Raw genomic sequence first — 22,206 nt, 5'->3', positions numbered from 1 at the left:
GCGTGAGCAAGTGGCTGTGGTATCTTCTTCACGAACGATGGGGGCAATCGAGATAGTCGCATTGATCTTTCTGATCGTCGTCGCGCTGGCACTGCTGGGCGGGATGGTTGCGGCCCGTCGGCGGGCAGCCGCGAGTGCCGGCAGCTTGATGACGCACCTGCGGGAGGTCGACGCAAAGTTGGCGGCGGCGGTCGCGGCCGACCCGACCTGGGCACGAGAGGCGCTTGAGCGGGCGGCGCGCGCGGCGCTTCGCAAGGACCGTCCCGAGCTAGCCGATGCAGCGCTCGAGCTCTTGGAGCTCACCGATCGTCCCGGCAAACTCGCAGACGAGGCCCAGTTCAAAGCAACGGCGCCCGGCGGCGAGGAAGTGCGCATCCGCGTCTCGCGCCGGGCTGGGGAGTGGACGGCGGAATTGCTGCCGTCGTGAGAACGCCGCTTCCAGAGAGCTCGAGCGCGTAGGCCTCGAGCGTCGAGAGGCGTACCAAGCGATCGAGCAACAGCCAGGGCGAGCTGCCCAGTGAACGGGCTCGTCGGCGGCGCGGGTGAGCGGGCTCGGCCGCCGGGCTGGAGCCGTCGCGCGTACGTCGACTTAGGCCGAACATCTGTTCGCAACGTAGCTCCGCCAGCGGACGGAAGCGACCGGCGGCGCGCCGGCGTGCCGACACGCACAACACCAGGCGCGCGAGCGGCGAGCGCGAGAGGAGGCCGTCAGGCGTTGGCGAAGAGGGCGATGTGAGCTCCGCTACGCTTGCGGCGCCCCGCGATCTCCGTCCATCGACCGCAAGGGCGCGCATGGAGAAGTTCGTTATCGAGGGCGGCGTACCGCTCTCGGGAACCGTAAGACCGGCCGGCAACAAGAACGCTGCCTTACCCGCACTAGCTGCCGCGCTCCTCACCGAGGAGCCCGTCACCCTGCGCAACGTGCCGCGGATCCGCGACGTGGACGCCATGGTGAGGCTGCTCGAGCAGCTCGGGGCGTCGGTCGAATGGATCGGAGCTAACGAGGTCACCGTTCATGCCCGAGAGATCCGCGAGACGCGCGTCGATCCGGAGCTTGCGCGGGAGATCCGCGCATCCTTCCTGCTCGCCGGGCCGCTGCTCGCCCGCTACGGAAGAGCGGTCATGCCTCCGCCGGGCGGCGACGTGATCGGTCGGCGCCGGCTCGACCCGCACCTCGATGCCTTCCGGGCGCTTGGTGCTCGCGTCGCCAGCGGCCGTTTCTACGAGCTCGCCGCGGAGGGCGGTTTGCGTCCTTGCGACTTCTTCATGGACGAGCCGTCGGTAATGGCGACCGAGAACGCCCTGATGGCGGCCGCTCTTACCCCGGGCACCACCGTCATCCACAACGCCGCCGCCGAACCACACGTGCAGGACCTGGCACGTCTCTTGATCCAGATGGGGGCCAGAGTCGAAGGCATCGGGTCGAACCGGCTGATCGTCGAGGGGTGCCGCGAACTCGGGGGCGCTGACTACACGATCGGCCCCGATCACATCGAGATCGGCAGTTTCATCGCGCTGGCCGCTTGCACCGGCGGCGAGCTGCGGATCAAGGACACTGTGCCCGAGGATCTGCGCATGGTGCGCATCGCCTTCGAGCGCCTCGGCTGCCGGATCGAGTTCGACGGCCGCGACGTCGTCGTGCCCCCGAACCAACGACTGCGCGTCAAGGACGACGACGGCAACGCGATCGCCAAGATCGAGGACGGGCCTTGGCCGGCTTTTCCCGCCGATCTCACGTCGATTGCGCTGGCGATGGCGACGCAAGCCGACGGGCTGATCCTGATCCACGAGAAGATGTTCGAGAACCGCCTCTTCTTCGTGGACAAGTTGGTGAGCATGGGCGCCCGGGTGATCGTCTGCGACCCGCACCGAGCGGTCGTGAGCGGCCCCAGCAAACTGCACGGCGAGCGGCTCGAAAGCCCGGACATCAGAGCCGGAATGGCACTGCTGATCGCCGCCCTCTGCGCAGACGGAACCTCCGAGATCGGCAACATCCGCCAGATCGACCGCGGCTACGAGCGCATCGACGAACGGCTGCGCTCGCTCGGCGCGCGCATCGAGCGCGTGGGGCGTCCGGAGGAGCCGCTGACGACCGGCGCACGTCGTGGCGCCGACCTGACCTCCCTGTAGCTAGTTGGACTCGGTACGGGACCTCGCTCAGCGCCTCCCGGCAGGGATGCGTGACGTCCTACCGGACGAGATGGGCGAGCTTCGTGCGCTCTCGGACGCGCTCCGCCGCACGTTCGTCGAGGCCGGCTACGGCGAAGTGTGGACGCCGGCGCTCGAATTCGAGGAAGTGTTGCGGGCCGGTGACCCCCATGCCGCGGGGGCCTCCTACAAGCTGTTCGACGAGCACGGCCGGGTGCTCGCGCTGCGGTCCGACATGACGATCCCGATCGCGCGCCTGGCAGCCACCCGCCTGGCCGGCCAAACGCCGCCGCTCAGGCTCTGCTACTTCGCGCACGCCTACCGAGCCGGGCCGGTGCGTGCCGATCACCCCCACGAGTTCCTGCAAGCAGGAATCGAGCTGCTCGGTCTCGATGCCCCAGAGGGCGAAGCCGAAGTGATCGCGCTGACCCTCGCTGCGCTCCGCTGCGCCGGCCTCGAAAGGCATCGGGTGGGCGTCGGTGACGCCACCTTGATGCCCTCCCTGCTGCGCACACTCGGCATCGATGACGAGCTGCGCAAGCGCGTGCTGGACGCGCTCCGACGACGCGACCTCGTGGCCGTCGAGCGACTCGCCGGCGGTATCCCCGACCGAGACGCAGGGGAGCTGCTGGTGCGGGCCGCTAACGCCCGCGGCGGACCGGAGGTGCTGGCGCCCATAGCGGAACTCGTACCGGAATCGGTGCGGCGGCTCGCCCGCCTGCACGAGCTGCTCGCCGCCAGCGGTGACGCGGAGCGCGTGATCCTGGACCTCGGTCTGCGTCGCGAGTTCGCCTACTACACAGGGATCGTGTTCGAGATCTACGACCCGGCAGTCGGGTTCGCGCTAGGTGGCGGCGGCCGCTACGACGAGCTCGTGTCCCGCTTCGGACGTCAGCTAAGCGGCTGCGGCGTGGCCCTCGACGTCCAGCGCGTGCACGTTGCGCAGGCTGCCGAAGAGGGCTGGACCGGAGCCGCCCGCGAAGTAGGTGGAACGCCGCGGGGCGGGACTCGTGGAGCAGCCGACAGACAATTCTCGGCTCAGGGACCGCTGCCGTGAACGCGCCAGCCTCAGCGCCACCTACTCACGCACTGGTGCTCGCGGTTCCGCGTGGCGCGCTGTTCGCAGAGACCCTCGACTTGCTGGACCGGCTCGGCTACGACACGCGGCCGATCAGGGAGAACGAACGCCGACTCTTGTTTCCGGAACTTGGGATCGTGACCATGCGCCCGAGCGACGTCCCCACCTACGTCGAGCACGGCGCTGCCGACTTCGGCATAACCGGCAAAGACGTGTTGATCGAGCAGAGCGAGCGCGACGTCTACGAGCTCCTTGACCTCGGCTACGGGCGTTGCCGGATGGTCGTCGCGGCGCCGGCTGGCAGCGACGCGATGGGGGAGGCGCTGCGCCGCCTCGGTCGTGTGCGCGTGGCGACCAAATACCCGCGCACCACCCGTGCCTACTTCGCGCGCACCGGCCGCCACGTGGAGGTCGTCGAGGTGAAAGGGTCGGTCGAGATCGCGCCGCTCTGCGGCCTCGTCGACGGTATCGTCGACCTCACAGCAACTGGCCGCACGCTCGCCGAGAACGGGCTCGAGATCGTCGAAGAGATCACCGTCTCGACGGCGCGGCTGATCGCGAACCCGGTCGCTCACAAGCTCAAAGCGGCCGCGGTCGACGAGTTCGTGGCGCGCGCCCGGAGCGTGCTGGCTGGCTCTATCGCCAGGGACGATCGAAGGTGACCGAGCAGCACGGAAAACTCGCGACCAAGTGGCTTCCCACCGATCCCGACGGGCGGGCGCTGCGCCAGCCGCTCGCTGTCGGCGATCAGGTGGAGCGCCAGGTGCGCACGATCATCGAGCGAGTAAGACGCGACGGCGATCGCGCGCTGGTGGAGTTGGTCCGCGAGCTCGACGGCGTCGATATCCCCATCGGCGGCTTCACGGTGCCTAAAGAGGAGCTCGAGCGGGCGCTTGCTGAGTGTCCGCGTGAGCTGCTCGAGGCTTTGCAGCTAGCGGCCCGCAACGTTCAGGTGGTGGCAGCTCCCAGCGCTCCGCGCGAGCCACGCATCATCTCCTTACCGCAAGGCCAGGTGGTAGAGGTGCGGGAGCTGCCGGTGGCGCGTGCCGGACTGTACGTCCCCGGCGGTCGCGCCGCCTACCCCTCGACGGTGGTGATGGAGGTAGCGGCGGCGCGCGCGGCCGGTGTCGAGGAGCTTGTCGTATGCGTACCCCCCGCTAGCGATGGTCAGCCGGCGCGAGCAACGCTCGCCGCCTGCGCGCTGCTCGGCGTGCACGAGGTTTGGCGGATCGGTGGCGCGCAGGCGATTGCCGCGCTCGCCTTCGGCACCGAGTCGCTGCGCCCCGTCGACTTCGTCGCGGGTCCTGGCAACCGCTGGGTCCAAGAGGCCAAGCGGCAGGTCTTCGGCCAGGTCGGGATCGACGGTCTGCAAGGTCCCAGCGAACTGGTCGTGCTTGCCAGCGAAGACGCCGATCCCGAGCTCGCTGCGGCTGACCTACTGGCGCAGATCGAACACGGTCCCGGTGGGCTCGCGGTAGCGGTGTCACCGTCCTGGTCCTGGCTCGAAGAGGTGGCCGAAGCGGCCAACGCGCTCGCTGCGCGGCTCGGGATCGCCGCTGACACGCCGCTGCTGTTGGGTCCGGTGAGCGACCTTGAGCGCGGCCTTGCACTCTGCGAGCAAATCGCGCCCGAACACCTGCAGCTGGTGGGAACGGCTTGCGAAGCGCTCCGCGGACGCGTGCGTAACGCCGGCTGCGTGTTCGTTGGCCGTAACAGCGGGGCTGCGTTCGGCGACTACGTCGCGGGCTCCAACCACGTGCTGCCGACCGGCGGGGCCGCACGCTTCCAGGGCGCGCTTTCCGCCGCCGCATTTCTGCGCCGGGTGGCGCACGTGTGGATACCCGATGAGGCGCTCGACGAGCTCGCAGCGGCCGCTGTCACGATCGCTCGCGAGGAGGGGCTCCGCGCGCACGCGCACTCGATCGAGGTGCGGCGGGCCGCCTCGCCGACCACCGCAAGCAGCGGCGAAGGAGGTTGACCGATGGCGTTGAGCGAGCGACGGGCAGCCGTCGAGCGGCGGACGCGCGAGACAGAGGTGCGCCTCGTGCTCGATCTTGACGGCACGGGTGCCGGGCGGAGGCGCACCGGCGTTGGCTTTTTCGACCATCTCCTTGACGCCCTCGCTAAGCACGGGAAGCTGGACCTTGAGGTGGAGGTCGCCGGTGACCTCCAAACAGGACCCCACCACACTGTCGAGGACACCGGTCTCGCGCTCGGCCGAGCGCTCGATAGGGCGCTCGGGGAGCGCGCCGGTATCGCCCGTTTCGGGGAGGCGAGGGTGCCCATGGACGACGCCCTCGCCTGGTGCGCGATCGACATCTCCGGACGCCCCTACGCGGCACTCCACGCGCGCTTCCCACGGACGCAGGTAGCCGACTTCGAGGTCGAACTGTGCGCCGAGTTCCTGCGGGCGGTGGCGAACAGCGCTGGCCTCACCGTCCACGCCGGCGTGGAGCGGGGCGAAAACACCCATCACATGGTCGAAGCCCTGTTCAAGGCCTTCGGTCTGGCGCTCCGGAGAGCGTGCGCCAGCGATGCGCGCGAGCGCGGCATACCTTCCACCAAAGGTTCGCTGCGCGAGGCCGAGTCCCCGCGATGAGCGCCGGCCCTGGTGGTGCTCGGCGGCCCACGGTGGTCGTCGTCGACTACGGGATGGGCAACCTACGTTCCGTCGAGAAGGCGCTCGAGCACGTCGGTGCGACGCCGGTCGTAAGCGGCGATCCGGCAGTCGTTGAGCGCGCGCTTGGTGTCGTCCTCCCAGGCGTCGGCGCCTTCCCGCGCGCTGCCGAGGAGCTACGCGCGCGCGGCCTCGAGCGACCACTGCGCGAGGCTGGCGAATCGGGCGTGCCGCTGCTCGGCATCTGCCTGGGCATGCAACTGCTGTTCGAGCGCTCCCAGGAGCTAGGTGGTGGGGAAGGGCTTGGCCTCTTGCCCGGCTCGGTCGAACCGTTGCGCGCTCCGGGGCTCAAAGTGCCGCACATCGGCTGGAACTTCGTCGAGCGTCGGCGAGACTGCTGGCTACTGGAGGGCTTGCCCGAGCGCTGCGCTTTCTACCACGTGCACTCCTTCGCGGCGCGACCGCGACGCCGCGAAGACATCGTCGGCGTCGCCCGGTACGGTGAGGACTTCGTGAGCGCCGTCGAGCGTGGCAATTTATCCGGCGTGCAGTTTCATCCAGAGAAGTCAGGGCCGGCGGGGTTGCGCGTGCTCGCCAACTTCGTGCAGCTGTGCGCCGAGCGGCAGGAGGCCGCGTGATCTTCATCCCGGCGATCGACGTGCGCGCTGGGCGCGCCGTGCGGCTGCTGCGCGGCGACTTTCAGCAGGAGACCGTTTACCACGCCGATCCGCTGGAGGCCGCGCGCTCCTTCGTAGACGCCGGAGCGCGCTTCCTCCACATCGTCGACCTCGACGGAGCGCGCGCCGGCGAGCCGAGAAACCTCGAGCAGCTGCGCCGGATCGCCACCCACGTAGACGTACCGATCCAGTTCGGCGGGGGTCTGCGCAGTGAAGCAGCGATCGAAGCGGCGCTGGCAGCGGGCGCGACCAGGGTCGTCCTTGGAACCTCCGCCCTGCGCAACCCCGACTTTCTGCGTCGTGCCCTCGACCGCTGGGACCCGCGGGTCGTGGTCGCGGTCGACGTCCGCGGCGGTCGCGTGTCGGTAGCTGGCTGGGAGGAACAGACGGAGCTCGATCCCGTGGAAGCGATCGCCCGCCTGCAGGATCTCGGTGCGATGCGCTTCGTGTACACCAACGCCGACCGTGACGGCACGCTCGAGGGTCCGGACCTGCAAGAGGTCGAACGCGTAGCGCGCGCGATCCGCGGGCGCTTTCTTTACTCGGGCGGCATCGGCAGCATCGAGCACCTCGAGGCGCTACGCGACCTGCGACTCGTGAACCTCGTCGGCGTGATCTGCGGGAAGGCCCTTTACGAATCGCGCTTTACGGTTGCGGAGGCGCAGGCGGCGCTTGAAGAACGCCGCCCGCGGCGTTTCCGGCTCGCCCACTTCCCGGGTACCGGCGCGGCTTAACCGGGCCCGCGTAAGCTCGCGGGCAGCGTGGTGCTCAAGCGCGTCATTCCCTGCCTAGACGTCGACCGTGGGCGGGTGGTCAAAGGCGTCGGCTTCGTCGATCTGCGCGATGCCGGCGACGCCGTGGAGCTGGCTGCTCGCTACGAGCAGGAGGGGGCCGACGAGCTGGTTTTCCTCGACATCAGCGCCAGCCACGAGCGGCGGCGCACGGCCGCCGAGCTGGCGCGCCGTTGTGCCGACCAGTTGTTCATCCCGTTCACGATCGGCGGTGGTGTGCGCAGCGTCGAGGACGCTCAAGCAGTGCTGGACGCGGGCGCCGACAAGGTGTCGGTGAACACCGCGGCGGTCACCCGTCCCCAGTTGATCGACGAGCTAGCTGCCGTCTTCGGATCGCAGTGCGTAGTGCTGGCGATCGACGCGCGCCGGCGGAGCGACCAGCAGCGGGAAGCGTCTGCGCCCGGGGCCAGCGGATGGGAAGTGGTGGTTGAAGGGGGGCGGCGAGCTACCGGCAGAGATGCCGTCGAATGGGCGCGCGAGGGTGTCGAGCGCGGCGCCGGCGAGATCCTTCTCACCTCGATGGACCGCGACGGCACCGAAGATGGCTACGACCTTGCGTTGACGCGCGCAGTCGCGGACGCAGTTGAAGTGCCGGTGATCGCCTCCGGGGGTGCGGGCGCGCTCGAGCACCTCGTCGAGGCGATCGTCGAGGGACACGCCGACGCCGTGCTCTGCGCTTCGATCTTCCACTACGGAAGGCACACGATCGGCGAGGCCAAGCGTTACCTCGCCGAACGGGGCGTGCCGGTCCGCCTTCCGTAACCGGTCCGCCTTCCGTAACCGGACCCGGGCGCTCGCGCGGTTACCCTTGACCGCTTGGAAGTGCGGCGCGTCTCGACAGAGGATCTGCGCGAGCGCGTGCGGCGGATCCCGGGGATGGAGCGCTTGTTGGCGGAACTCGCGGGTTTGCCGCCCACGTACCTGGTCGGTGGAGCCGTGCGCGACCTGCTGCTCGGCTCCGAAGCGCTCGACCTCGACCTCGCCGTGGAGGGCGACGCGCGCGCCGTGGCGCGCGAGCTTGCGCGCCGACTGGGGGGCGACGTCGTCCAGCACGACCGCTTCGGGACCGCGACGGTCCGCGCTGGTGACCTCACCGTCGACCTCGCGACCACTAGACGCGAACGCTACCCGCGCCCGGGTGCGCTGCCTGAAGTAGAGCCTGCTTCACTAGCGGAGGATCTCAGGCGCCGAGACTTCACGATCAACGCGATGGCGGTCGCGCTCCGGGGGGACGAGCTCGGTCACCTGCACGACCCTTTTGGCGGGCTCGAAGATCTGCGCCGCGGCCTGATCCGGGTGCTGCACGACCAGAGCTTCATCGACGACCCGACCCGGCTTTTGCGTGCCCTGCGCTACGAATCACGACTTGGCTTCGCGCTCGAGCCGGAAACCGAGCGTCTCGCCCGCGAGGCGGCCGCGCGTTCGGTCTTGCGGCTTGTCTCCGGACCGCGTGTGCGCGACGAGCTGTTGCCGCTCCTCGAGGAGATCGAGCTGATACCACGGGCCCTTAGACGAATGCGCGAGCTCGGCCTCGACCGCTCGCTGCACCCCGCGCTTACGGCCGACCCGCAGCTCGCCGCGGACGCCGCGTTGGCCGCCGACGTGGTCGGGGCCAGCCGGCGGCTCAGTGCCCTCGCGGCTTTGCTCGCGCGCGACCCCGAGGCGGCACGGGAGTGGCTCGAGGAGCTTGGCTTGCGAGCCCCCGAGCGGGAGGCGGTGCAGCGCGCGGCAAGGCACGGTCGGCAGCTCGCGACGCTTCTCGGCATCGGCGAGCTACGGCCGTCGCAGGTCTACGAGCTGCTGGCACCGGAGCCGCCGGAGGCGCTAGCGGTGGCGCTTGCCTTGGGGGCACCGCAGCGGCCGATCGTCGACTTCGTCGAGCGGCTGCGGCCGGTACGTCTGGAGATCGGAGGCGAGGATCTGCGCGCCGCCGGCATTCCCGAGTCGCCGGCGATCGGAGCGGCGCTGCGCGAGGTTCTGCGCCGCAAGCTCGACGGCGAGATCAGCGGACGCGAAGACGAGCTGCGGCTGGCGCTTGAGGTTGCGCGCAGGGCCCAGGAGGCCGGGGCGCACGAACGCCAGCGCGGTATGGGTGGCGAGAGCGAAACGGTTCCCGGCGAGGGAGGCGACGAGTGAGCGGACCTGCGGGCGGCGCGGTCGCTGACGGCCGTTCACAACCGCAACCGGTCGCCGTCGAGCTGCCCGGCGCGGTGGCGTACTTCAGCGACCGCCGTGGCGGTGTCAGCGAAGGCCCCTTCGCGACGCTCAACCTCGGTCTGAATACCGCCGACGATCCAGCACGCGTGCGCGAAAACCGGCGGCTTTTGCTCGCAGCGATTGGCGCCGGTGACCGCACGCTACGTTGGCTCCAGCAAGAGCACGGTGCTGACGTCTGGTGCTGGCAGCGGGGAGCAGCGCCCACCGAGCGAGCGGACGCGCCGCGAGCCGACGGGCATCTCACCGCCAGCTCCCGGGACGCTCTGCTTGTGACGACCGCCGACTGCCTGCCCGTTGCCTTGGCCGGGGATGGCCTCGTGGCCGCCGTCCACTGCGGCTGGCGGGGGCTTGCAGCGGGTGTGCTCGCCGCCGCGGTCACGCACTTCACGCAGCCACCGAGCGCCGCGATCGGACCGGCGATCGGGCCTTGCTGTTACCAGGTAGGCCCGGAAGTGGCGGCCAGGTTCCGAGATTACGAGGGCGCCGTGCGCGGCGACCGCCTGGACCTGCGCGCGGTCTGCGAGCAGCAGCTTCGCAGCCTCGGGGTGCGCCGGATCGCGCAGGTCGCGGCGTGCACCGCCTGCGACCCGCAACGCTGGTTCTCGCACCGCCGCGACGGGCCCGCGACGGGCCGCCAGGGGGTCGTCGTTATCAAGCGCGCGGGGGGCGCCTAGCTTGCCCGCGACCCGCTACGCGATCGATCCGGCCCGCGTCGCCGAACGCCTGGCGTGGGTGCGCGAAAGGATCGCCGAGCTCGGACGCGACCCGCGCGACGTGCAGGTGCTGGCCGCGACGAAGTACGTCGCAGCGGCCGACATGCCGCTGTTGGCGAAGGCGGGGGTGCGGCTCGTCGGCGAGAACCGCGCGCAGGACCTGGTCGCCAAACAAGAGGTCTGCGGCGAGCTCTTCGAATGGGATTTCATCGGCGTGCTTCAGAGTCGAAAAGTGCGCATCGTCGCCCCCCGCGTGCGGCTCATCCACTCGGTGGCGAGCGAGTCGGCACTCGCCGAGCTCGCCAAACACCCGGCACGGGAGGTGCTGTTGCAGGTAAACGTCGCGCGTGAGCCGGGCAAGGCCGGAATCGACCCGGACGCGCTCGCCGATTTCATTGCGCGCTGCCCAGTGCCAGTGGGTGGCCTGATGACGATGCCGCCGTTGGCCGACGACCCGGAGGCGAGCCGCCGCTGGTTTCGCGCTCTCCGCGAGCTCGCTGAGCGACACCGCTTACGCCATCTCTCGATGGGCACGAGTCAAGACTGGGAGGTCGCGGTGCAGGAGGGGGCGACGATCATCCGGCTCGGCAGCACGCTGCTCGCCTAACTCGCCGGCAAGAGCCCCCGCGCCCGCAGGAAATCGCAAATCGCCCGCGAGAGCTGCGCACCCTGCCAGGCGAGGGGCGAGCGCCCTGGCTCCTCCACGAGCAGCTGCGCCCCCGGGATCGTCGACGCCCATAGCTCGGCTTCGGCGAGCGGATGCAGGGGATCGGCCTCGTCACGCGAGCCGACCACCAAAACCGGCAGCTCGATACTTCGCAACCGTTCCTCATCGAACGGCGGCCGCGAACGCGGCACCACGCGCAGTGCGTCGGCAACGGCATGCGGATGACGGTGGCGCGACAGTCGCTGCCAGATTGCCGCCAGCGCCACCTGCCGCCAGCGCGGATCGAGACCTTGCGGGAGCGCACGCTCGGCCGCTAGCCGCAGCTCACCAGCCGCCAGCGCATCAGCAACGGCCTCGAAGTCGACCGCCCGCGGCGCGCCCGCGGCGAGCGGCGGCGGTGTTACCAAGACGAGGGCGGCGAGTCGCGCATCGCCGCGCAAGGCCAGCGCCGCCGCGGTCGCCGCGCCCATCGAGACGCCGACGAGCACCGCGGGTGTGGGGTCGGCAAGCTGCTCAAGCAGCGCCTCCAGGTCGTCTACCAACTCGTCGTAGGTGTAAGCGTCACGGCGGGGAGCCGGATCCGACGCGCCGTGGCCGCGGGCGTCGTAAAGCACGACCCGCGCCCCCGCGCGCTCCAGTAGTCGCGAGCCATGGAAAACGTTGCGTCTGGTGGCGGTCAGTCCGTGCAGTCCGACGATCAGGCGGCCCGCGCCCGCCACCTCACCCCGCAGGACCTGGCGCCCGAGCGCTGTTGCGCGCTCGACGACAAGCGGCATCGCGGTTTCCACTGCGCTACTTTTGGGGTTGCTCACGCTGGCTGCTGAGCTTTGCAGGAATCCGGCGCGACCGCACGAAACCGACGGGGACATGCCGCTCCGAGACACCTGGCACCGGGCGCTCATCTTCTTCGGCCTCGCCGAAGAGGAGGACCCACGCTACGAGCCCGTTCCCGATCACGAGCCGGAGGAACTGCTCGAGGAGCGCTACCGAGAACGTCCGAACGTTCGGCGACTCAGCCGACGTCGCCCGCGCGACGAATTCGACGACATCTTCGCCGACGAACCGCCGCGCGGGCGAGCGCGCTCATTGCGTCCGGTGGCTGCGAACGGACGCAGCGGACCGGAGCTGCAAGTGCACCTTGTGATTCCCAAGAGCTTCAACGACGCGCAGGAGATCGCCGATCAGTTCAAGAACGAAATTCCGGTGATCCTCAACCTGCAGCAGACCGACACCGACCTGTCGAAGCGGCTGATCGACTTCGCCTCCGGATTGACGTACGCCCTCGACGGGGGCATGCAGCGGATCGCTGACAAGGTCTTCCTCCTCACACCCCGCAACGTCGAGGTCTCGGCTGAGGAGCGCGCGCGCCTCGTCGAGAAGGGTTTCTTCAACCAGTCCTAGGGCACGCGGGCGAGAAGCGCTCGCACGGTTAGGCTTCGGCGCAATGCGGATCGGCCTGATCGGTGCGGGCAACATGGCGAGCGCGCTGGCGCGCGGGCTCGGCCAACCACTGCTCGTGCATGATCCCCAGCGCGAGCGCGCCGAGGCGCTGGTCGCGCAGCTTGGGGGCGAGGTTTGCGCGTCCAATCGCGAGCTAGCGGAACGCGCGGAGCTGGTCTTTCTGTGCTGCAAGCCGGCGCAGCTGGAGGCCGTGGCGCCGGAGCTGCGCGGCGTCGCCCGCGCCGTCGCGTCGGTGCTAGCGATGACGCCGCTCGATCGGCTCGAACAGGCGATTGGTCCGCCGACCGCCCTCTACCGACTGATGCCGAACCTTCCAGTGGCCGTCGGCCGGGGTGTAATCGCATACGTTCCAGGACCACGCGCTGAGGAGGGGCCCGCGCAACAGCTCCTCGCCCTGCTGGCCCGGGCTGGGCGAGTGGTGGAGATCGAAGAGCAGCAGCTCGACGCGCTGATGGCGCTGGCTAGCTGCGGCCCCGCTTTCGTGGCGCGGTTCCTCGACGAGTTGGCGAGGGCCGGCGCGCGGCTCGGACTCGCGCCGGAGCTGGCCCGCGAGCTGGCGATGGCGACGGCGGGCGGCACTGTCGCGTACCTCGAGCAGACCGGCCTCACGCCAACCGAGCTAGAGCGGCAGGTAGCGACTCCTGGTGGCGCGACCGAGCGGGGTTTGGCCGAGCTTGACCGCCTCGGCTTGCAGGAGGCGGTCGCCGCAGCGCTTGCGCGGGCCGCGGGAGTGGGGGTGGAGAGCCGATGATCGAGGTCGCGCTAACGCGTTTCGATGTTGCGCGCTACCTCGAGACGCTGCTCTACCTGTACGTCCTCTTGATCTTCGTGCGCGTGCTGCTGTCCTGGGTGCCTCGCTTGCCCTACAACAGGCTGCTGCGGGCGGTCGTGCAGTTCGTGTACGACGTGACCGAGCCGTACCTGGCGCTGTTCCGTCGGCTTGTGCCGATGCTGCGACTCGGTCCGGCTGGCCTCGACCTGAGCCCGATGGTCGCGACGATCGTGCTGATCTTCGTCGGCAACCTGCTGGTCGCGATCGTGCGCGGTTAGCCGTGGCTGCGGCTTGCTCGGGCCGCAAGGAGCGCGCTTGGGCGCGTGCGCTAGCGGTAGCGGCGTCCGTCGTTTTGCTCGATCAAGCCTCCAAGCAGGCGGCGGTCGAGCTTCTGGCGAACGGGCGGCGGGTTTCGCTCGTGCCCGGACTCGACCTCGCCTTGACCTTCAACACCGGGGTTGCATTCGGCGCTTTGCGGGGGTTCGGCGACACGATCGGCTGGCTGGTCGCGGTCACGCTCGCGCTGCTGCTCGTCCACTTCCTGCGCAGCGCGTCGACACCGTGGTTGTGGCTGCCGGTCGGCGCGATCGTCGGCGGCGCGCTCAGCAACCTTGCGGATCGGGCGCGCGTCGGCGCGGTGATCGATTTCATCGACCCGGTCGCGTGGCCCGCCTTCAACCTCGCCGACAGCGCGATCGTGCTGGGAGTAGCGGGGCTTGTGTTGATCGGCGAACGGGCTGCGAAGCGTGCGGCACGAGCCGATGAGCAGCGAGCGGCGGGACCCTGAGGCGATCACCATCGAGGTCCGCCCGGAGTGGGGCGGGGACCGCCTCGACCGCGTCCTCGCTCGGCTACCCGCGATCGCTTCGCGCGCGCGTGCCCAAGCGTTGATCGCGAGCGGGTCGGTCGCCGTCGATGGGCGCGTCGTGCGCGACAAGTCGTACCGCGTCGCACCGGGGACGGTGATCACCGCCGAGCTCGCCGCGGCGCCTGCTGAAGCGGACGAACAGCCGGCGCCTGCGCCGCGCCTCGCCTACGAAGACGAGCACCTGCTGGTAATCGACAAGCCGCCGGGCGTCGCGGTCCACGGCGGCGCCGGCGTACGCGTGCCCACACTCGACGCCTGGCTGCGCGCCCACGGTGCGGCCGGCGGCGATCCCAGCCGGCCCGGCGTGGTGCATCGGTTGGATCGCGACACCTCAGGACTGCTGGTGGTCGCGCGCAGCGAATCGGCATACCGCGAGCTCGCACGACTGATTCGCGAGCGAGCGGTCGCGCGGCACTACCTGGCGCTCGTCGCCGGTGTCCCAGCCGCCACACGGGCCGTGATCGAAGCGCCGATCGGCCGCGATCGCCGGCGACGCGTACGGATGACGATCGGCGGGGCCGGCGCGCGCGCCGCCGTCACCCGTTTCGAAGTGCGCGAGCGGCACGCACGCAGCGCGCTGCTCGAACTCGCGCTGGTCACCGGCCGCACCCACCAGATCCGTGCGCACCTGCAAGCGATCGGCCACCCCGTCGCCGGCGACCCCACTTACGGCGGGCAGCGTCTCGGTGCGCAGCTCGGGCTGCGCCGCCAGTTTCTGCATGCCGCTCGTCTCGCCTTCCCGCACCCGGTGAGCCGTCAGCGGATCGAGCTCGCGTCGCCGCTGCCCCCGGACCTGGCGCAGGCGCTCGAGTGGGCGCGCACGCTCGACTAGCCGCCGCGCAGCAGCTGCAGCACCGAGGAGTTCGACTGGTTTGCCTGGGCCAACATCGCGGTGCCGGCCTGCTGCAGGACCTGCAGCTTGGTCAGCTCCACGGCCTCTTGCGCCATGTCGAGATCGCGGATGCGCGACTCTGCTGCCACCAGGTTCTCGTGGTAGACCGCGATGCTGTTCAGCAGATGCTCGAGCCGGTTCTGCACCGCACCGAGCTGCGCTCGCTGCGAGCTCACGACGTCGAGCGCCGTGTCGATCTCCGTGAGGTCCTGGGTATTGGCGACGCTCAAGGAGAACGGGGCCGTGCCGAGCGCCCCCACCAGGTCCAGCGTCGACACTGAGATCACTTCGCCGTCGTTAGCCCCGATCTGGAACGTCACCGAGCCGTTGCCGGCCAACAGTGAGATGCCGTTGAACTGCGAGCTCTGCGCGATCCGCTGGATCTCGCTGTACAGCTCATCGACCTCGGACTGGATCGAAGCGCGGTTGCCCGCCGAGAGCGTGCCGTTGTGGTACTGGACCGCGAGCTCGCGCACGCGCTGCAGCATCTCGTGGACCTCGCTCAGGGCGCTCTCAGCGGTCTGCACCATCGAGACCGCATCCTGGGCGTTGCGCTGAGCCTGGGCAAGGCCCCGAATCTGGGCGCGCATCTTCTCGCTGATCGCGAGCCCCGCGGCATCGTCGGCCGCCTTGTTGATGCGGTAGCCGGACGAGAGCCGCTCCATCGACTTGCGGAGCCGCTCCGTCGTGCTGTTGAGCTGTCTATGCGCGGTCAGCGCTTCGACGTTGTTTTGGATTCTGAGCGACATGGCATCGCCTCTCCTTGGCTGTTGCTACTCCTTGCTAGTTGCCTTGGCGTGAAGTCGATCGACCTGATCGAGGCCGCCCTCCGGCACCGCGTCGGTACCAGCACGCGCTGCCTCCTCGTTGGCGCGTTTGACCTCGAGCCAGATCTCCTCGCGGTAGATCCGCACCGACCGCGGTGCGTCGATCGAGAGGCGCACCGTCGACCCGCTGATCTCGGTGATCTCGACGACGATGTCGTCGCCGATCACGATCCGCTGGCCTGGTCGGCGTGTGATGGAAAGCATTCGCTCGCTCCTCTCGGGCGGGGTCAGGCGGCTTGGTGTGCGCGCTCGCCGAACAGGGGGGCACGCAGGCGCGCAGTCGGCGATTCGTTGATCACCTGCCAACCGCGGCGTCCTCCGATCACGATCGGCGCAAGCAGGTTGGCCCTGAAGTCCTCGAGCCGCTCGCTCGCCTGAACCACCACGTAGACGTCGAGTTGGTCGGTGTCGATTCCGAGCCGCTCGAGCTCGTCGTCGCCCACGATCAACTCGAAGTCGGGGAAGAACAGCCAGGGGTTGGTTACCGGCACCGCGAGCGCCGGCTCGTCGAGCGACTGCAACCACAAGAACACCGCCTTCTCGGCGCGCGCAATCAAGGTGAAGCGGCGGCTTTCGAACCCGACCAGTCCGTGTGGGAAGTCGACCACCGCCTCCTCCGGCACCTCGATCCTGCCGAAGCGGGTGGTCTCGCTGATGATCGTCATGGCTTTCCTCTCCTCACCTCAGGAAGTCGAGTAGCGAGGTCTGCAAAACGTTCGCGCCGGCGCGCAGCGCCGCCTGATAAGCGGTCTGCTGGGCGATGAGGTCGGTGATCGCCTTCGCCATGTCGGCGTCCTCGGCTTCCGAGCGCAGCGTGCCGACCGAGAGCTCGAGCTCCGCTAGGCGTGCGTCGGCGCTCTCCAGCCGCTGGGTGGTCGCGCCGACCTCGGCGCGCGCGCGACCGAGCTCGTCGAGGTTGCGATCGACCGCCTGCAGCGTCGTCGTGCGCAGAGCGTTGAGCGCTGCCGGCGTGCCGGTGCGCAGCTGATCGGCAGCGTCGCGCAGGGTGTCGAGGATCAGGCCATCGTTGGCCGCCTGCCCCTGACCGAGTAGGGCGCCGCCGCGCACCACGTTCACCGTGATCCGCACCCCCGGCCCAATCGCCCGCTCGATGACGCCGGCGTCGCCGGCGTAGGTGTCCGCCCCATTGGGGTCGTAGGGACGCGTCTGCGTGGCAGTGCCCGCGAACACGTAGCGACCGGCGTAGCTGGCGTTCGCCTCCTGCTTGATCGCCGCGATGATCTCGTCGAGCTCGCGCGCGATCGCGTCGCGGCCGCGCTGACCGACGGCATCGTTGGCGCCCTGGACGATCAGCTCGCGTGCCCGCTGCAGATAGTCGCTGATGTTGCCGAGCGCCTTGTCGGCCACGTCCTGCCAGGTCGAAGCGTCGCGCACGTTGTCGCGCAGCTCCCGCACGAGTGCCAGCTCGTTGCGTGCCGCCAAGGCCCGGGCAGTACGCAGCGGATCATCGGAGGGGCGCACCAGGTCACGGCCCGACGAGACCCGCCGCTGGGCGTCAGCGACGCGGCGAACCGCGCGCTGCAGGTCGCCGAGAGCGCTGCGCTCAAGCATCGACTCGGTGATGCGGCCGGTTGTCACAGCCCGACCCTCCCGGTGCGGTTGATCAGCACTTCGAGCGTCTCGTCGAGCGTCGTCAAGGCGCGCGCCGACGCCTGATAGCCGCGCTGAAAGCGGATCAGTGCGGCCATCTCCTCGTCGAGCGAAACGCCGTGCACCGACTGCCGGCGCTGCTCGGCAGCGTCGGCGATCGCCGAGTTGCGGGTCACGTCGTTTTGGACGCTGCGCGCGTCGTTGGCGATGCGGTCGACCAGTCGACCGTACTCCTCGGCAGGCCCCCCGGGTTGCGTGCGCAGCGCGGCGATCGCCAGCGCCACGTCGTTGGCACCCGCCGCACCGCTCGAGCCTGCGCGCACGGCGCTCGGGGAGGCGATCGCGACCGCCAGCGTCGCTGCCTCGTTGCCGGGCGTGTAGCTGAAGAAAGTGGTGCCGTGCAGGGTGTTGACGGCGTCGGCGAGGTTGCGCGCGAAAGTTGCCAGCTGTGCGCGGTACTGATCGATCGTGCCGCCACTGCTCGCCACCGCCAGCAGTCCGCCGACGCGACCGTCGGGCGCGGTAAGCGTCTGCGGCCAAGTCACGCTGTCGTAGGTGACGAGCGGTGACGGCGCATCGCCGAAGGAAATCGTGACGCTGCCGGGGCGGGCGGGGTCGTCCTGCACCTGCACGCGACCAAGCTGCGCGAGTCGATCGATCAACGCGTCGCGCCGGTCGGCGAGGTCGTTCGGCTGCTCGCGGAGTTGCACGGCTCGCGCGATCGCGACGTTCAGCTGCGCGATCTCGCGGGCGATGCGATCGACCTCGCCGCCAGCGCCGGTCAGCTGCGCAAGCTCCCCTTGGGCGTCGCTGGCGATCTGCGCGAGGCGAGCGTCGAGATCGCGAACTGTCTGAGCGAGCGCCGCCGCCTGCGACAAAACGGCTTGTCGAGCAGCCGTGCTCTCGGGGTTGTTCGCGAGCTTCGCCCAGGCATCGAAGAACGCCGCAAGACCGGCGTTGATGCCGTTGTCGGACGGCTCGGCAAGCGCCTCCTCGACCTGACCGAGGCGCGTCGAGCGCGCCTCGGAGTAGCCGAGACTGGTCGCCGACGCGCGCGCTTGGAGGTCGAGGAAGGCGTCGCGTAGGCGCCGGTACTCGTGCACCTCGACGCCGGTGCCGAGCTGCGCGCCACCGAACGTCTGCGTTTGCACCGGCATCAGCTCCAACGGCAGCGAAGCGCCGAGTACCGCCTCCTGGCGGGTGTAGCCGGCAGCGTTGGCGTTGCTGACGTTGTGCGAGGTCACGTCCAACGCGCGCTGGTGCGCCAGCAGGCCGCGCAGGGCTGTTTGCAGTCCGAGGAAGGTGGAGATCGTCGGCATCGTCTAGGCCCTCCGATCGATCACCGTCTGAACGGTTGGCGCGGGTGCCACGGGATCACCATCCGGGCGGTATGCGGCACCTTGGGGGCCTGCTGCGAGGCGCAGCAGGTGCTCCAGGAAGGCCAGCTCTTGGCGCAGCAACACGCGGTTGGTGTGGTGTTCGCGCGAGATCTCGGCGAGGATGCCGCGCAGCTCGGTCGACAAGCGGCGCGCCTGATCGGCCTCAGTAGCTGGCAAAAGCGCGCAGATCCGCTCGAGCGTTACCTGTTCGGGCAAGACCCCGAGCTCGCGACCTGCCTCGGCGAGCAGCAGCGCACGCTCCTCCTCGAGCCGCTCGCGCGCGGCCACCTCGTTGCGGATTGCGGCGGCCGCTTCGACCGTGCGGTCGACCGCGCGGTCGCGGATCGCCTGTCCCTGCTCGAGCACGCAGGCGAGCAGTCGCCGAGCGGCCGCTAGCTGCCGCTCGAGGTGATCGTTGAGCCGCCCACCGAGTGTCGCCGCTGCCCTGACCGGTCGCGGTGGTGCGCTCAACACGCTTTGCCTGCCGTTGGCGGGTGCGCGATCGCTGATCACCGGGCGCCTCCCGCATGCTTGGTGGCTACTCCTGCGGCCTCGGCGAGAGCGCGGTAGAGCTGCTCCGCTAGGCCAAGTCCGCCGCCGTTGGCGACGCCGCCGACCAGCGCCTCGGCGGCCTGGTCGCCGAGCAGCGGGTGTGCGGCGCTCAGCGAATCGAGGACGCCCGAAGCGCCCAGAAGCTCCTTCACCAGCAGCGACTCGAAGGTGACGGCTGCCCGATAGAGCGTGACCGCCTCACGACCGGCCTGCCGCACCGGGCGCGGGACCTCGGTGTCGGAGAGGGCCCGCAGGCCGCTCGCCGGAGTACTGCTCACAGGCACGTGTACAGCCGTCACTTGCGCACCCCGTTGGCGATCTCGAGCAGCTGATCGTGGGTTTGGATCACGCGGCTCGCCAGCTGGTATGCGCGCTGCGCCTCGATCAAGCCGACCATCGCCTCGCCCAAGTCGACGTTCGACTGCTCGAGCGCGCCCTGCACGAGCGAAGCGTCGCGGACCCGGGTGGTCGGCCCGCTGCCGCGCGTCGGCAGGAACAGGTTGTCGCCGACCGGAAGGAGCTGCTCGGGCGCAGCGACGTCGACCAGCTCGATGCGGCCGATCCGACGCTCGCCGACGGTCACGAGGCCGTCGGGGGCGATGCGCACCGAGCCCGGTTGCGTGCCCGCCGGCAGGCGCAAGGGGGGTACCAGGCGGTCGCCCGCCGCGGTCACCAGCTCGCCGCGCGCATCGACGCGGAAGGAGCCGTCGCGCGTGAGCGCCAACGAACCGTCACGCCGCCGGACCTGAAGGTAGCCGCGGCCCTGGATTGCGAGGTCGAGCGGCTCGCCGGTCTCGCGCAAGGCGCTCGGCTGTGCGCTGCGTCCGGTTGTGACGGCGGCGACACCGCTTCCAACCTCGACGCCGGGAAGCGCGGCCGGGCCGTCTTGCCGGTAGAGGAGGTCGCGAAAGCCCACCCGCAGGCTGCGGTAGCCCGGGGTCGAGACGTTCGCGATGTCGTTGGCCAGTGCGTCTAAGCGCTGCTGCTGCGCGAGCATCCCGGCAGCGCCCGAGTACAGGCCTTCGAGCATGGGCTTACTCCTCTTTGTCGGGCGTCGACCCCCGCGCGGCGGTCCGGTCGGCGCCTGCCTCCGTCGATTGCCCGCTTATTCGCCCTCTGGCGCCGCTTCTTGAGGGTGCGTTAGGGTGCGCCCAGCCCCAGTCCCCGAGGAGGAGTTCGATGCGCCGATTTGTGATCGCGCTCGCGGCGAGCGCAGCGCTTTGCCTTTCCATCGCCGCGCCGCTGGCGGCAGCGGAGCCGCGGCCGTTCGGTCACCCCTGTCAGCCGCTGGCGGGCGTGCGGTTCTGCCCGACCCTCAGCGACGACGCGCGCGTGCCGTCGTTCGACGGCGTCCCCCTGGACGTCGACGTGACGCTACCGGCGAGCGGCGAGGGGCCGTTCCCGACGATCGTGATGCTGCACGGCTGGGGTGGCAACAAAGCGATGTTCGAGTCGAGCGACCCCAATGCGCGCTACTCGAACGTCTGGTTCGCGCGTCGCGGCTTCATGGTCGTCAACTACTCGGCGCGCGGCTGGGGACGGTCGTGCGGTCTGCCGGCATCGCGCACGCCCAACTGTGCGCGCGGCTGGACGCACCTCGCCGACCAGCGCTACGAGATCCGCGACACCCAGTACCTCCTGGGACTGCTTGTCGATCAGGGTCTCGCCGCGCCCCGCGCACTGGGCGTGACCGGCATCTCCTACGGCGGCATCCAGAGCCTCGAGTTGGCCTTCCTGCGCGATCGCCTGCGGCTCCCGAGCGGTCGCCTCGTGGCCTGGCGCAGCCCGCGCGGCAAGCGCTTGGCGATCGCTGGGGCCTGGGCGCGCTGGGGCACCGCCGACCTCGCCGGATCGCTGACCGTCAACGGCCGCCTCGGTGACTCGCCGCGCGCCGCCGCCGGCCTCAGCGGCGATCCCCTGGGAGTGCCGAAACAGAGCTACATCACGGCCCTCTTCGGGGTCGCCGCGGGCAGCGCGCTGTTGGCGCCCAAGGGCGCCGATCCGACCGCCGATCTGGTCGCCTGGAAGGCGATCACCGACGCCGCTCTCGAAACCGCGGCCGCGCGCGCGTTGGTGCGACAGCTTACCCGGCTGCACTCCGCGGCCGGGCTCGCCACGCGGCGTTCGGCTGCGCCGCTCTTGATCCAGAACGGTTGGACCGACGACCTCTTCCCGGCGCTCGACGGTATCTACGCCTACCGCCTGGCGGGCTCCGGTCGCCGCGCCTTCGCGGCGCTGCAGCTCGGTGACCTCGGGCATCCGCGCGCACAAAACAAGCTCGCCCAGGACGATCTCTTCACGCGCCAGGGGCTCGCCTTCTTCGAGCGCTTCCTGCAGGGTCGAGCGCGGCGGCTGCGCAGCGGCAGCGTCACCGCCTTCGCGGTCACCTGTCCGGCCTCGGCAGCGCCGCTCGGGCCCGTCACAGCACCGAGTTGGGAGCGGCTGGCTCGGCGCGCCTGGCGCATCTCCTCGCCGGCGCAGGCGGAGGTCACGAGCAGCGGCGGCGACCCCGCGCTGGGGACCGCGATCAACCCCCTGTCGACCGGCGCCTGCAAGGAGCTGCCGGTGAGCTCCGGCCCCGGCGAGTACGTGCTCGAGCGCACGGTCCCGCGCCGCTTCTTGGTGATGGGTCTGCCGCGCGTCGCAGCGAACGTGCGGGCAAGTGGCGGCAGGGCCTACCTGGCGGCGCGCCTGTGGGCGGTTCGCGACGGCAAGATGATCCTCGTCGGGCGTGGCGCACTGCGCCTGCGACCCCGCCAGCAGGGCCGGGTGTCGTTCCAGCTGTTCGGGACCGCCTGGCAGTTCGCGCCCGGGGACCGTGTGCGGCTCGAGCTGCTGGGCCGCGACGCACCGTTCCTGCGCCCCAACGACGAGGAGGGCTTCCGCGTCGAGGTATCGAAGGTGCGCTTGTCGCTACCGCTGGCCGGTCGCTAGGC

The 22,206-nt window shown here is 70.1% G+C and carries 27 protein-coding genes; 18 read left to right on the top strand and 9 right to left on the bottom strand.

Annotated features, from left to right (window positions below; all coding sequences use genetic code 11):
• The first annotated feature begins 37 nt into the window (after window positions 1-37).
• The 12 genes from BLW41_RS08645 (at window position 38) to BLW41_RS08590 (ending at window position 10,848) form a co-directional block, all read left to right on the top strand.
• Entirely contained in the window at window positions 38-427 is a 390-nt protein-coding gene (locus tag BLW41_RS08645; protein ID WP_093118213.1) for a hypothetical protein, read from the top strand.
• A 365-nt stretch (window positions 428-792) separates the two neighbouring features.
• The gene (gene murA, locus BLW41_RS08640; protein ID WP_093118211.1) at window positions 793-2,130 is read left to right on the top strand and encodes a UDP-N-acetylglucosamine 1-carboxyvinyltransferase; all 1,338 of its coding nucleotides are present in this window, start codon (window positions 793-795) and stop codon (window positions 2,128-2,130) included.
• Between the two features lie 46 nt (window positions 2,131-2,176).
• On the top strand, window positions 2,177-3,205 hold the full coding sequence (gene hisZ, locus BLW41_RS08635) for an ATP phosphoribosyltransferase regulatory subunit (protein WP_093118209.1): 1,029 nt from the start codon (window positions 2,177-2,179) through the stop codon (window positions 3,203-3,205).
• 35 nt (window positions 3,206-3,240) lie between these two features.
• Complete coding sequence (gene hisG / locus BLW41_RS08630) at window positions 3,241-3,888, top strand: ATP phosphoribosyltransferase (protein ID WP_218138352.1); 648 nt, start codon at window positions 3,241-3,243, stop codon at window positions 3,886-3,888.
• Complete coding sequence (hisD, locus tag BLW41_RS08625; RefSeq protein ID WP_093118205.1) at window positions 3,885-5,204, top strand: histidinol dehydrogenase; 1,320 nt, start codon at window positions 3,885-3,887, stop codon at window positions 5,202-5,204. The genes hisG and hisD overlap by 4 nt, the downstream gene beginning before the upstream one ends.
• A gap of 3 nt (window positions 5,205-5,207) precedes the next feature.
• Window positions 5,208-5,825 (top strand): imidazoleglycerol-phosphate dehydratase HisB, encoded by a 618-nt coding sequence (gene hisB / locus BLW41_RS08620; RefSeq protein ID WP_093118203.1) that lies wholly within the window; start codon window positions 5,208-5,210, stop codon window positions 5,823-5,825.
• The gene (gene hisH, locus BLW41_RS08615) at window positions 5,822-6,481 is read left to right on the top strand and encodes an imidazole glycerol phosphate synthase subunit HisH (protein ID WP_093118202.1); all 660 of its coding nucleotides are present in this window, start codon (window positions 5,822-5,824) and stop codon (window positions 6,479-6,481) included. Before hisB ends, hisH begins: the two co-directional genes overlap by 4 nt.
• Window positions 6,454-7,254 (top strand): 1-(5-phosphoribosyl)-5-[(5-phosphoribosylamino)methylideneamino]imidazole-4-carboxamide isomerase, encoded by an 801-nt coding sequence (gene hisA / locus BLW41_RS08610; RefSeq protein WP_218138351.1) that lies wholly within the window; start codon window positions 6,454-6,456, stop codon window positions 7,252-7,254. Before hisH ends, hisA begins: the two co-directional genes overlap by 28 nt.
• Before the next feature lie 27 nt (window positions 7,255-7,281).
• Entirely contained in the window at window positions 7,282-8,073 is a 792-nt protein-coding gene (hisF, locus tag BLW41_RS08605) for an imidazole glycerol phosphate synthase subunit HisF (RefSeq protein WP_093118200.1), read from the top strand.
• Window positions 8,074-8,133: 60 nt separating this feature from the next.
• Entirely contained in the window at window positions 8,134-9,447 is a 1,314-nt protein-coding gene (locus BLW41_RS08600) for a CCA tRNA nucleotidyltransferase (RefSeq protein ID WP_245689069.1), read from the top strand.
• Window positions 9,444-10,202: a purine nucleoside phosphorylase YfiH/LACC1 family protein gene (locus tag BLW41_RS08595; RefSeq protein WP_093118196.1), complete on the top strand. Its 759-nt coding sequence runs from the start codon at window positions 9,444-9,446 to the stop codon at window positions 10,200-10,202. The genes BLW41_RS08600 and BLW41_RS08595 overlap by 4 nt, the downstream gene beginning before the upstream one ends.
• A gap of 1 nt (window position 10,203) precedes the next feature.
• Window positions 10,204-10,848, top strand: a complete 645-nt coding sequence (locus BLW41_RS08590; RefSeq protein ID WP_093118194.1) for a YggS family pyridoxal phosphate enzyme — start codon at window positions 10,204-10,206, stop codon at window positions 10,846-10,848.
• Here the strand turns inward: BLW41_RS08590 and BLW41_RS08585 are convergent.
• The gene (locus tag BLW41_RS08585) at window positions 10,845-11,696 is read right to left on the bottom strand and encodes an alpha/beta fold hydrolase (protein ID WP_218138350.1); all 852 of its coding nucleotides are present in this window, start codon (window positions 11,694-11,696) and stop codon (window positions 10,845-10,847) included. The two genes, BLW41_RS08590 and BLW41_RS08585, sit on opposite strands and share 4 nt — an antisense overlap.
• A gap of 79 nt (window positions 11,697-11,775) precedes the next feature.
• Here BLW41_RS08585 and BLW41_RS08580 point away from each other — a divergent pair, with 79 nt between their 5' ends.
• The 5 genes from BLW41_RS08580 to BLW41_RS08560 are packed head-to-tail and all read left to right on the top strand — an operon-like array spanning window position 11,776 to window position 14,841.
• Window positions 11,776-12,309 (top strand): cell division protein SepF, encoded by a 534-nt coding sequence (locus tag BLW41_RS08580; protein WP_093118954.1) that lies wholly within the window; start codon window positions 11,776-11,778, stop codon window positions 12,307-12,309.
• A gap of 43 nt (window positions 12,310-12,352) precedes the next feature.
• Window positions 12,353-13,120 carry a pyrroline-5-carboxylate reductase gene (gene proC / locus BLW41_RS08575; RefSeq protein WP_093118192.1) on the top strand — a complete coding sequence of 256 codons (768 nt, stop codon included), beginning with the start codon at window positions 12,353-12,355 and terminating at the stop codon, window positions 13,118-13,120.
• Window positions 13,117-13,419: a YggT family protein gene (locus BLW41_RS08570; RefSeq protein ID WP_093118190.1), complete on the top strand. Its 303-nt coding sequence runs from the start codon at window positions 13,117-13,119 to the stop codon at window positions 13,417-13,419. The genes proC and BLW41_RS08570 overlap by 4 nt, the downstream gene beginning before the upstream one ends.
• A gap of 2 nt (window positions 13,420-13,421) precedes the next feature.
• Entirely contained in the window at window positions 13,422-13,928 is a 507-nt protein-coding gene (gene lspA / locus BLW41_RS08565) for a signal peptidase II (protein ID WP_093118188.1), read from the top strand.
• Window positions 13,903-14,841: an RluA family pseudouridine synthase gene (locus BLW41_RS08560; RefSeq protein ID WP_093118952.1), complete on the top strand. Its 939-nt coding sequence runs from the start codon at window positions 13,903-13,905 to the stop codon at window positions 14,839-14,841. Before lspA ends, BLW41_RS08560 begins: the two co-directional genes overlap by 26 nt.
• On the opposite strand, the gene BLW41_RS08555 is transcribed toward BLW41_RS08560, so the two are convergent.
• Genes BLW41_RS08555 through BLW41_RS08520 form a run of 8 tightly spaced genes read right to left on the bottom strand, consistent with a single transcriptional unit; the run spans window position 14,838 to window position 20,300 of the window.
• Window positions 14,838-15,650 carry a flagellin N-terminal helical domain-containing protein gene (locus BLW41_RS08555; RefSeq protein WP_093118186.1) on the bottom strand — a complete coding sequence of 271 codons (813 nt, stop codon included), beginning with the start codon at window positions 15,648-15,650 and terminating at the stop codon, window positions 14,838-14,840. The two genes, BLW41_RS08560 and BLW41_RS08555, sit on opposite strands and share 4 nt — an antisense overlap.
• A gap of 24 nt (window positions 15,651-15,674) precedes the next feature.
• The gene (locus BLW41_RS08550; RefSeq protein ID WP_093118184.1) at window positions 15,675-15,932 is read right to left on the bottom strand and encodes a carbon storage regulator; all 258 of its coding nucleotides are present in this window, start codon (window positions 15,930-15,932) and stop codon (window positions 15,675-15,677) included.
• 23 nt (window positions 15,933-15,955) lie between these two features.
• Entirely contained in the window at window positions 15,956-16,393 is a 438-nt protein-coding gene (fliW, locus tag BLW41_RS08545; RefSeq protein WP_093118182.1) for a flagellar assembly protein FliW, read from the bottom strand.
• Between the two features lie 13 nt (window positions 16,394-16,406).
• The gene (gene flgL, locus BLW41_RS08540; RefSeq protein WP_093118180.1) at window positions 16,407-17,327 is read right to left on the bottom strand and encodes a flagellar hook-associated protein FlgL; all 921 of its coding nucleotides are present in this window, start codon (window positions 17,325-17,327) and stop codon (window positions 16,407-16,409) included.
• The gene (gene flgK / locus BLW41_RS11110; RefSeq protein WP_093118178.1) at window positions 17,324-18,658 is read right to left on the bottom strand and encodes a flagellar hook-associated protein FlgK; all 1,335 of its coding nucleotides are present in this window, start codon (window positions 18,656-18,658) and stop codon (window positions 17,324-17,326) included. The genes flgL and flgK overlap by 4 nt, the downstream gene beginning before the upstream one ends.
• 3 nt (window positions 18,659-18,661) lie before the next feature.
• The gene (gene flgN, locus BLW41_RS08530) at window positions 18,662-19,231 is read right to left on the bottom strand and encodes a flagellar export chaperone FlgN (protein ID WP_093118176.1); all 570 of its coding nucleotides are present in this window, start codon (window positions 19,229-19,231) and stop codon (window positions 18,662-18,664) included.
• Window positions 19,228-19,548 carry a hypothetical protein gene (locus BLW41_RS08525; protein WP_143038670.1) on the bottom strand — a complete coding sequence of 107 codons (321 nt, stop codon included), beginning with the start codon at window positions 19,546-19,548 and terminating at the stop codon, window positions 19,228-19,230. The genes flgN and BLW41_RS08525 overlap by 4 nt, the downstream gene beginning before the upstream one ends.
• 17 nt (window positions 19,549-19,565) lie before the next feature.
• Window positions 19,566-20,300 carry a flagellar hook-basal body protein gene (locus BLW41_RS08520; RefSeq protein ID WP_093118172.1) on the bottom strand — a complete coding sequence of 245 codons (735 nt, stop codon included), beginning with the start codon at window positions 20,298-20,300 and terminating at the stop codon, window positions 19,566-19,568.
• 149 nt (window positions 20,301-20,449) lie between these two features.
• On the opposite strand from BLW41_RS08520, the gene BLW41_RS08515 reads away from it, so the two are divergent.
• Window positions 20,450-22,204: a CocE/NonD family hydrolase gene (locus BLW41_RS08515; protein ID WP_093118170.1), complete on the top strand. Its 1,755-nt coding sequence runs from the start codon at window positions 20,450-20,452 to the stop codon at window positions 22,202-22,204.
• The last annotated feature ends 2 nt before the right edge of the window (window positions 22,205-22,206 follow it).

The sequence above is a fragment of the Thermoleophilum album genome (genome assembly GCF_900108055.1).
Lineage (GTDB): Bacteria > Actinomycetota > Thermoleophilia > Solirubrobacterales > Thermoleophilaceae > Thermoleophilum > Thermoleophilum album.
The sequence above is the reverse complement of the archived record's forward strand: the minus strand, read 5'-3'. Positions and strand labels throughout refer to the sequence as shown.

What these genes read in the sequence shown, in the direction of transcription:
- fliW (WP_093118182.1), bottom strand. Translation starts at nt 16,393, where the DNA reads ATGACGATCATCAGCGAGACCACCCGCTTCGGCAGGATCGAGGTGCCG.
- BLW41_RS08580 (WP_093118954.1), top strand. Translation starts at nt 11,776, where the DNA reads ATGCCGCTCCGAGACACCTGGCACCGGGCGCTCATCTTCTTCGGCCTC.
- flgK (WP_093118178.1), bottom strand. Translation starts at nt 18,658, where the DNA reads ATGCCGACGATCTCCACCTTCCTCGGACTGCAAACAGCCCTGCGCGGC.
- hisZ (WP_093118209.1), top strand. Translation starts at nt 2,177, where the DNA reads ATGCGTGACGTCCTACCGGACGAGATGGGCGAGCTTCGTGCGCTCTCG.
- proC (WP_093118192.1), top strand. Translation starts at nt 12,353, where the DNA reads ATGCGGATCGGCCTGATCGGTGCGGGCAACATGGCGAGCGCGCTGGCG.
- BLW41_RS08570 (WP_093118190.1), top strand. Translation starts at nt 13,117, where the DNA reads ATGATCGAGGTCGCGCTAACGCGTTTCGATGTTGCGCGCTACCTCGAG.
- murA (WP_093118211.1), top strand. Translation starts at nt 793, where the DNA reads ATGGAGAAGTTCGTTATCGAGGGCGGCGTACCGCTCTCGGGAACCGTA.
- BLW41_RS08645 (WP_093118213.1), top strand. Translation starts at nt 38, where the DNA reads ATGGGGGCAATCGAGATAGTCGCATTGATCTTTCTGATCGTCGTCGCG.
- hisH (WP_093118202.1), top strand. Translation starts at nt 5,822, where the DNA reads ATGAGCGCCGGCCCTGGTGGTGCTCGGCGGCCCACGGTGGTCGTCGTC.
- hisB (WP_093118203.1), top strand. Translation starts at nt 5,208, where the DNA reads ATGGCGTTGAGCGAGCGACGGGCAGCCGTCGAGCGGCGGACGCGCGAG.
- BLW41_RS08555 (WP_093118186.1), bottom strand. Translation starts at nt 15,650, where the DNA reads ATGTCGCTCAGAATCCAAAACAACGTCGAAGCGCTGACCGCGCATAGA.
- BLW41_RS08560 (WP_093118952.1), top strand. Translation starts at nt 13,903, where the DNA reads ATGAGCAGCGAGCGGCGGGACCCTGAGGCGATCACCATCGAGGTCCGC.
- BLW41_RS08515 (WP_093118170.1), top strand. Translation starts at nt 20,450, where the DNA reads ATGCGCCGATTTGTGATCGCGCTCGCGGCGAGCGCAGCGCTTTGCCTT.
- BLW41_RS08520 (WP_093118172.1), bottom strand. Translation starts at nt 20,300, where the DNA reads ATGCTCGAAGGCCTGTACTCGGGCGCTGCCGGGATGCTCGCGCAGCAG.
- BLW41_RS08550 (WP_093118184.1), bottom strand. Translation starts at nt 15,932, where the DNA reads ATGCTTTCCATCACACGCCGACCAGGCCAGCGGATCGTGATCGGCGAC.